The organism is Nocardia sp. NPDC047648 (assembly GCF_040642815.1).
Lineage (GTDB): Bacteria > Actinomycetota > Actinomycetes > Mycobacteriales > Mycobacteriaceae > Nocardia > Nocardia gamkensis.
The window spans coordinates 105385-111775 of record NZ_JBEYSX010000022.1 but is presented as its reverse complement, the minus strand read 5'-3'; the positions used below and the strand labels follow the sequence as shown (position 1 = coordinate 111775).

The 6391-nt window shown below is 67.4% G+C and carries 7 protein-coding genes; all 7 read left to right on the top strand.

Features of this window, described 5'->3' with window-relative positions:
• Nucleotides 1–853 precede the first annotated feature (853 nt).
• The 7 genes from ABZ803_RS32805 to ABZ803_RS32775 are packed head-to-tail and all read left to right on the top strand — an operon-like array spanning nucleotide 854 to nucleotide 6390.
• Nucleotides 854–1408, top strand: coding sequence for a hypothetical protein (locus tag ABZ803_RS32805; RefSeq protein WP_357045324.1), 555 nt, complete (start codon nucleotides 854–856; stop codon nucleotides 1406–1408).
• 11 nt (nucleotides 1409–1419) lie between these two features.
• Complete coding sequence (locus tag ABZ803_RS32800; protein ID WP_357045322.1) at nucleotides 1420–3054, top strand: hypothetical protein; 1635 nt, start codon at nucleotides 1420–1422, stop codon at nucleotides 3052–3054.
• Between the two features lie 45 nt (nucleotides 3055–3099).
• Nucleotides 3100–4578: a PPE domain-containing protein gene (locus tag ABZ803_RS32795; RefSeq protein WP_357045320.1), complete on the top strand. Its 1479-nt coding sequence runs from the start codon at nucleotides 3100–3102 to the stop codon at nucleotides 4576–4578.
• Nucleotides 4579–4600: 22 nt separating this feature from the next.
• Nucleotides 4601–4939, top strand: coding sequence for a YbaB/EbfC family nucleoid-associated protein (locus ABZ803_RS32790; RefSeq protein ID WP_040865450.1), 339 nt, complete (start codon nucleotides 4601–4603; stop codon nucleotides 4937–4939).
• Complete coding sequence (locus tag ABZ803_RS32785; protein ID WP_357045318.1) at nucleotides 4936–5661, top strand: hypothetical protein; 726 nt, start codon at nucleotides 4936–4938, stop codon at nucleotides 5659–5661. Before ABZ803_RS32790 ends, ABZ803_RS32785 begins: the two co-directional genes overlap by 4 nt.
• The gene (locus ABZ803_RS32780) at nucleotides 5658–6032 is read left to right on the top strand and encodes a hypothetical protein (RefSeq protein ID WP_357045316.1); all 375 of its coding nucleotides are present in this window, start codon (nucleotides 5658–5660) and stop codon (nucleotides 6030–6032) included. Before ABZ803_RS32785 ends, ABZ803_RS32780 begins: the two co-directional genes overlap by 4 nt.
• A gap of 37 nt (nucleotides 6033–6069) precedes the next feature.
• The gene (locus ABZ803_RS32775) at nucleotides 6070–6390 is read left to right on the top strand and encodes a hypothetical protein (protein WP_357045314.1); all 321 of its coding nucleotides are present in this window, start codon (nucleotides 6070–6072) and stop codon (nucleotides 6388–6390) included.
• The last annotated feature ends 1 nt before the right edge of the window (nucleotide 6391 follow it).

Genomic DNA, 6391 nt, shown 5'->3' with positions numbered 1-6391 from the left:
CCACCAACGGCTCCGGCTCCAACTCCTCCTCCCCACCCCGCCCCGCACCCGGCGCCTGCTCCACCCGCGGAGCCACCACACCACCCGCCACACCCGGCTGACCCGGAACCCCCGGCTGACCAGGCTGACCAGGAACTCCAGACCCACCCGGCACGCCCGGCGACGCAGACGGACCCGAAACACCCGGCGACCCAGACCGACCCGGCTGCCCGGCGTCACCGGCCGGACCGGGTGCGGGAGCACCCGATCGACCCGGCGCAGGGGGAATGCTCGGATGTCCCGGCACTGCTGTGCCCGGCCGTGATCGCTGCTGATCCGGTCGGCTCGACCACGGCGTCACCGGCCCGGCCTGCTGATCTTCCGCCGTTCCCGGTTCTTTTGCTTCTACCTCGACCCCGGCGGGCCAGATTTCAGCAGAGGTCATGATCTTCCCCCGGTTGTCGGTGCCATCAGCAGGTGGAGGACGCTCGAGCGGTTGATTCGAGCAGCGGGTCGCGGGAGTTCATCCAACCTTCCTCACAAGTCGCTGTGAACTATCTGGCGGCCTGGACAATTCGCGCACGTCAGTGTAGATGGATTCGAACCGGCCTCTCCGGTTCTGCCAGCGCTGCGCTTCCCGCAGTTGGGAAGCCTCGACAATGGAGACGTCGAAAGTAGGTCTCACTCATGGTCGATCCTGGCGTACGCCGCTTCGATCGACGATGGGTAGTTCGATCGAAAGGCGGACTTTGCCGTGGTGAGGCACCAGCCTTGCGAGCCTCTGACCCAGGTGGTGTCGGCCGCAATGGACGCAAGTGAAGACCGGTCGACCGCCGTGCACCGGCGTTCCGCCTAGCATCCGGGAGGTGATCTCATGGGCTTCTTCGGCATTCCATGGTCGAGCGTCGGTAAGTTCGCGCTGACCACCGGCCTCACCGTTGCCGGTGGCGCGCTCGGGTCGGTCGTCCCGGGTGTCGGCACGGCGTTCGGCGTCGCGGCGGGCAGCGCGCTGGCAGGCTTCGCAACAGAGACGCTCTACGACAAAGTGGTCGAGAACAAAAGCTGGGGGGAGTCTCTCAGTAATGGCGCCGAAACCGGCGCCTTGGCACTGCTCGGAGGCGGGGCCGGTGGTGCCGCCCGGGCTGCATTCGCGGGTATGGGTGGACGAAACCTCGCGGGGCGATTGCTTACAGGTGCGATTCGCCCAGGCGTCCAGAACCCGGCCGCGAACATCGGAGCCGCGTGGACCGCGCGCGGCGTGTCGTTGAATGCGGCTCGCGGTTGGTTGACCGGTGCCGGCGTGGGTGCCGGTTTTTCGGGTGTCTCGCATTCGGGGGGGCCGGGCTCGGCTCCGGGACAAGGGCAGTCGTACCCTGCGACGCTGCCGACCAAGCCACTCGACGCATCGACGAAATTTAGCACCAACTGAGGGGTGGAGCTATGGCCGATCCACACCCGATGATCATGCCCGATCGAAAAAAGATTCAGGAGGGCAACTATCCAGCTGAATGGGTCTTCTCGGTCTTCACCGATTCCTGCTTCAAGACCTTGTATCAAAACTTCGATGGGATCTGGAAGACTCTCGGCAAAGATTCCAAGAGCGATCCCCCCAAAGCTCCCGACGTGCCGCAGGTCCCGCCTGCGAATATCGGCAGTTTCACGAACTATGGGGAAGTAGCGGTGCAACTGAAGCGGTCGTATATCGATCTGAACGGCAACGTCACCAAGCTCGTGAACTCGATACGCGAATCCGGGAAATGGTCCGAGGCGGGGCAGGACGCGACCAACAAGGTAATCGACGAAAAAGTCGTCGCGATGGCCCCTGTCGCTCCACCGCAGGGCATACAGATCGACAGCCATATCCTGACCTGGGTCAGCGCTGCCAACGATTCCCTGGCGAGCGAGATCGATGCCATCAAGCAGGGTCAGAACGGCGTAGCCAAGGATATCGACGATCAGACGAAGATGATCAAGGACCTGCAAGATCAGATCAAGAAACTGGAGGCGGCGGCGAACAACCCGGCGGGCACTCCACCTCCCGTCGACGGGTCGAACTGGCCGACGGCCCCTGGCACGCCCGGCACCCCCGACCCGACGATCCCGCCGGCCGTGGACAACAGTGACTTCCCCCCTGGCCTGGACAATCTCGACGACCCGACCAGTCCCAGCACGACGCTGCCCGATCTGGACACCCCCGGTAGCCCCGGCTCGACCGGTCAGACGCCGAGCAGCCTCGACCCCAGCGGGACCACGCCGGGCGTGACGACCCCCACCACGCCGAACGTGCCGCAGACTCCCGCCACGTCGCCGATGGGCTCCGGCATGGACATGATGAGTTCCATGCTGCCGATGATGATGCAGCAGGCGATGATGCGGAACATGGCCGACCAGGACTTGAACAGTCGTCGCAGGGACCTGGATCCGAGCCGCTACGACGACGAGCTCGATGCGGTGGCTCCGCCGCCGGTCGCTCCGCCGGTCACGGCCCAGCCCGCGGTCGCGCAGCCGTCCACGACTGCTCCGGCGACGCAGCACACCGGAACGCCCGCCGCCACGACGTCTTCCACGCAACCCACGGTGGCGCCGGGCCGGACCCCGGGCGCCGACGGCAGCGTGGAATACACCTTCCCCGACGGACGCACACAGAAGGTCTCCGCGATGGTCGCCCAAGCCCTGGACGCGGCGTTCGGCAACCGCGCCGCCACCGACGCGCAGAAGGCGTACGAGAAGACGTCGGCCAAGTGGTCGGACAAGAAGCAGATCGGTACACCCGTCGACCCGTTCCAGCTGATGACCGGAGACGTCGCGGTATGGGAGAAGCGGACTGCGATCCTCGTGGTATTCCCCTCCGAGGATGGTGCTGGCACGCTGGAGGCCGTCATCGACGGCGAGCTGAAGCCGTGCAACCCGCCGGAGATGACCGATAAGGCAGGAGAATTCGGTAGCTTCACCGGGTTCGTGCATCCGAAGGGCATCGAGATGACCGCGCCGGCAGACGGGGGCGCGCCCCCGACGACGCCCGGCTCGGCCGATCAGTCCGCGGCCGCGGCAATGCCGGTTGTCGCGGCGGGCTGATCGTGCGAGCAATGTGACAGCGGCGGATGAGGAGAGGAGGTCGCGATGGCGCTGAATGTGGATCCGCAGGAACTCGTCGCTGCGGCATCGAAACTCGCCGCGATGGCGCGCGACACCGGGGCCGCGATCCCCGGCGGATGGGTCGTGCCCGCGGGCGCTGACCCGATCTCGGCTGCCGCGGTGCCGCAGCTCAACGCGCAGGCAGCATCGCTGCTCAACGGAATGGCCGGTGTTCTCACCGATATCCAGCGCACCGCGTACAACATCGGGGCGGCGGCCGCGGACTACACCGCGGCCGACGACCGCGGCGCCCGGACCATCAACGGCAGTGGTGGTGATCTCCTCGCCAACCCGGTCGGCGATGTACAGGAGATCGGCCAGCGGCGACCGCCCGCGCTGCGGTTCCCTGTCGCGGGCGGCGCGGTCGACCCGTTGACGTTCGCTCAGCAGCTGCACTCGGGCCCCGGGCCCGGTGCGGCAAAGGGATTCGCCGACGCGCTGCGCAAATTTGCCGGGGGCCCGCATCTGGCGGCCATCGAGGGAGTGAACTCGGCGGCGAAGTCGATGCAGCACTGGGAGCCTGTCGGCACCGCGGCGGCGACGGAACTCGGCCAGCGCCGCGGGTGGCTCGACCAGCTCGGCACCGGTCTGGGAATGCTGGCCGACGGAATCGACACCTACAGTGACGCGTTCCGCACCGCGAAGGCCAAACATCCCACACCGGAGGAGATCATCGCCGCGCGTAAGGAGCTGATCACGGCGATGCGCTCCAAGAACGAACTCGGCATCCAGGCCGCTCTGGCGAAATTCAACGAGCAGAACGCTCGTTCGGCGGAGACGATCACCGGTTACTCCACCGAAGTCGGCTCCAAGGTCGGAGCGAGTGAAGGCACCGCTGAGGGCACTGGAAAGGGCACTGGAAAGGGTGAGGGCAGCGGCGATTCCAGCGCGTTGACCCAGATGCTGCCCGCCCTGATGAGCGCGATGGCCTCGGCCGGAATGCCGTTGAGTCAGCTCGGGCAGTCGGACGCCTCGGACGTCACCGACGATTACGGTCTCGACGAGTACGGCTACGACGATCTCGGCATCCCGAGTGGGCTCGGTACGGGCAGCCCGAGCGGGATGCCCTCAGGCAGCCCTGGCCTCGGCATCCCGGATATCGAGGCGGAAACCGTCGCGGCGAGCGCCCTGCCGGTGGCTGCTGCGGCCACCCTCGGGTCGGGCATGCCGCGCGCATCGGTCATCGAACCCCTCGGTACCCCCTCGGCTGCCAACGCCGCTGCGGCGCGCGGTGGTTCGCCGATGATGCCGTACATGCCGATGTCGCCGGGCATGGGCAACTCGGGCAGCAACAACGACCGCAACCGGGTCGTGGCGTGGCATCCCGACCGCTTGATGTATGTCGACGACACGCCGCACACCGAAGCGGTGATCGGCGAACGGCCGACCATCGCCCCGACCGTCACCCCCCCGACGCCCACACCGAGCAACCAGACCCCTTCCCAATCCGGAGGTAACGCATGAGTGAGCACAGCGAGGTGGAGTCGTGAGTTCCATCCACCCGGACGTGCAGGCGGCTTTGGACGCCGCCCGCGATCTCCGGCACCGGATCGCCGAGATGCGGGAAAAGATCGACAACATCCGGGCCCGCAGGCCGTCGCCGAGCGGCGCGGTCATCCCGGAGGTCGACGCGATGGGCAAGTTGACCGATCTCTACCTCGCTCCGGGGACCGCCGCGCGCCTCACCGGCCCGGAACTGGTAGCCGAGATCATGGCCGCCATCCGGGAGAGTACTGCCGATGCGGCGCGGCAGTACCAAAGCGTCATGGAGACGCCCATCGAGGGAACTGAGCCGGTCGCCACCGCTTCGGGGCAGTCCGGATGACCGAGCCCGCCCCGGACGTCACCGTCGCCGACACCGTCCGGTGGCTGCACGACGAGGGGCTGGTCCGGCTGGCCGGGGTGGCGGAGGGCATCTCGGAGACGATCGTCGCCTACACGATCGACGTCGCCACCGGAACCGTCTCCGCGCATCCCGCCACCGGCGGCGGTGTCGGCGCGGACGTGGTGTCGCTGGCCGCCGACGACCTGCCGTACCCGGTCGGCACTGCCCGGCGTCTGGTGATCGCCGGCGTCACGACCACGGACGCGGTACTGGTGGTCGACTTGGCGGCGACCCTGACGATCGCGATCAACGCCGACCACCCGGAGCGGACGGCCCGGTCCTGGGTGCTGCAACTGCTGTTGAACCCGGAGGTCACGATCACCACCAACAGCGCCGACGTCGCCATCGGCAGCAGCGCCCGGTTGCGGCAGAGTTTCATTCCGGGCGGCGGCGCGACCCTGGTCAACGTCGACGACACCCGCCCGCCGGTGACGGCGGTGACGTTGAACCCGGCTACCGAAGGTCCCGACCATCTGGACGTGGCCCCGGACGGCACGGGGGAGCTGTATCTCGGTGCCCGGTTCTGGCAGTTGCGCCAGATCATGCGCATCGAGGACGCCGCCTGGTCCGCGCTGGCGGCGCGCCTGGAATCGGTCACCGACGATTCCGATTACCTGACCGATCCCCGCCCCGGCGAACGATTCTCGGAGACCAGCCGATGACCGACATGCACCCGATCCAGGTGGACGACTACGACTTCGATGACGACGACCAGCCGGAGGCCGGGGCACCGGACTGGCGGAACATGACCTACGAGGTGTTCAACCCCGACCACACCGTCGGCGTCGGATGCGACCGGGACGGAGAGATCATCGGCCTGTACATCACCGATGACGCCCGCGACAACGGCGACGAGTGGTTGGCGTCCCAAATCGTGAAGCTCGCACGGCTGGCGCACGCGAAATCGCGCGTGGGGCTGCGGGCCGAGATGGAGTACAAGGGGACCCGTTCCTACACGATCGACTCGTTCGATCTTCCGACCGAGGCGTCGTATCGCGCCATGGAGGAATCCGAGTTCCGACGCGACACCTGAGTTGCCGACCGCCGCAACGGCGAGACAGGACAGCGACATGACCGACGCATTCGATACCGACGACCCGCACGAGGTGGTCGCCGCCGCGCACAAGTTCCGGACCGCGATCGCCACGATCGGCGGCCAGGTCGGGCAGATCAGTGATGGTTTCGTCGCGCCACGGCGACCGGAATCGGAGATCGACCGGCGACTGGTGGCGCACACGCAGTGGATCAAGACGACGTTCGAGCGCGCGGTTCGGGCCAACGGCCGCCGCGTGGACGCGACGACTCAGGTCACCGCCCAAGTGTCCTACACCCACGCCGACGCCGATCGCGCAGGCGCCGCCGCGGTGCGGCGCCGCACCGAATACATCTGAC